At 44.8% G+C, this 940-nt stretch carries 2 protein-coding genes and 1 pseudogene; 2 read left to right on the top strand and 1 reads right to left on the bottom strand.

The features are described from left to right. Positions 1-70: 70 nt before the first annotated feature. Positions 71-256, bottom strand: a pseudogene (locus ACE01T_RS13885) (antitoxin Xre-like helix-turn-helix domain-containing protein); the annotation flags it as partial. An 88-nt stretch (positions 257-344) separates the two neighbouring features. Between ACE01T_RS13885 and tnpA the strand changes: the two are divergent. Then, positions 345-806 (top strand): IS66-like element accessory protein TnpA, encoded by a 462-nt coding sequence (gene tnpA / locus ACE01T_RS13880; RefSeq protein WP_395519482.1) that lies wholly within the window; start codon positions 345-347, stop codon positions 804-806. Next, positions 803-940 (top strand): IS66 family insertion sequence element accessory protein TnpB (tnpB, locus tag ACE01T_RS13875; protein WP_395519483.1); only part of this gene is annotated, 138 nt, incomplete at its 3' end. The genes tnpA and tnpB, both read left to right, overlap by 4 nt.

The following is a 940-nucleotide window of genomic DNA, read 5'->3' as shown; positions in this document are numbered from 1 at the left end:
AAAGGCTGCCGACGCATAAAGTGACCCAGATTGAAGAATTACTGCCACACCGCTGGAAATCCGACCAAAATTAAAAAATAGGCATGGGATTCAGCGGACGCTTACCGTTTAAATAATATAAAGCTGTATACAGTTTGATAAGTAATAATGCTAATTCACCTTGCTTTGAAGCTGGGTCTAATTTAAGTTGGGTTTTTAACCGACTTATTGTTGGCTGAGATACCCCTAGAATAGCTGCAAGTTGAGTTTGGGTTAGATTAACGTAAGCGTCCGCTGAACCCCACTTTTCTTATTTTCTCAATATCCCGATAGTGTCCATTATTTATTAAATGGACATTATGTTTATGGCCTTAGACACTTTTATAGACACTGAACAAACGACAGAAAGAACCCGCAGAATCTTCGCAACTGATTTTAAACAGCACCTGGTCGAGCTTTGCCTGCAGCCAGACACATCGGTGGCCAAGGTGGCGATGCAACATCAGATCAATGCCAATCTGCTACATAAATGGATTCGCCAGTCCAGATCAATGGTCCCTGCATTAAAAAGCCCACCCAGTCCACAGACCGACTTTCTTCCCGTCATTCTTCACCCGACGCCAGTCAGACAAGAAGCACCTCTGCCACCTGACGCAACTAAACAAGAAACACCTCCACCACCTGTGCCGGAGAAGAATGCTGTCGCTCATATCAGGATTCCATTGCATAAGGAACAAGGTTCCGTAAGGGATCAGATGATCGAAATCGAATGGCCGGTGGAGTCTGCAACTGAATTACTGCTTTTACTTCAGGGCTTGATCAAATGATCCGTATCGATGAAATCTGGTTGTCTACCCAGCCCATGGACATGCGTGCGGGTATGGATACGGCCATGGCGCAGATTATGAAAGCCTTTGGCTCAATCAAACCGCATTGTGCTTACCTGTTCTGTAATAAACGT

Source organism: Acinetobacter uliginosus, from assembly GCF_044130295.1.
Classification (GTDB): Bacteria; Pseudomonadota; Gammaproteobacteria; order Pseudomonadales; family Moraxellaceae; genus Acinetobacter.
The sequence above is the reverse complement of the archived record's forward strand: the minus strand, read 5'-3'. Positions and strand labels throughout refer to the sequence as shown.

Bases quoted from the DNA above. Each gene is read 5' to 3' on its own strand.
- tnpA (WP_395519482.1), top strand. From the start codon at position 345: ATGGCCTTAGACACTTTTATAGACACTGAACAAACGACAGAAAGAACC.